At 62.8% G+C, this 441-nt stretch carries 1 protein-coding gene; it reads left to right on the forward strand.

Going from position 1 to position 441, the window contains the following annotated elements; all coding sequences use genetic code 11:
* Positions 1-441 (forward strand): ABC transporter permease subunit (locus JWJ90_RS22930; protein WP_205229520.1); only part of this gene is annotated, 441 nt, incomplete at both ends.

Raw genomic sequence — 441 nt, forward strand, 5'->3', positions numbered from 1 at the left:
CTTCTACACCGTGTGGTTCAAGAGCCTGTTTGGCGGTGCGCCGTGGAACGTGTATTCGTTCACCAGCATCATCATCATTGCGGGCCTGACGCACGTGCCCCACGTGTATCTGTATGTCTCGTCAGCGCTGCGCAGCCTCGGTTCGGATGTGGAAGAAGCCGCGCGTATCGCGGGGGCATCGCCGCTATCGGTGGCGCTCAACGTGAGCCTGCCGATGGTGCGCCCCGCGCTGCTTTACGCAGCCGTGCTGGTGATCTTCCTGGGCTTCGAGGTCTTCGGGCTGGTGCTCGTGTTGGGCGATCCGGAAGGCCATCTGGTGCTCGCCACGTACCTGTACAAGCTGACCAACAAGCTCGGCACGCCGGCCTATCACCTGATGGCCGCCGTGGCGGTCTGCCTGGTGATGGTGACGTTCCCGCTGGTGCTGCTGCAACGCTACAT

Origin of the sequence: Desulfobulbus rhabdoformis, from assembly GCF_016919065.1 — a bacterium.
GTDB lineage: Bacteria > Desulfobacterota > Desulfobulbia > Desulfobulbales > Desulfobulbaceae > Desulfobulbus > Desulfobulbus rhabdoformis.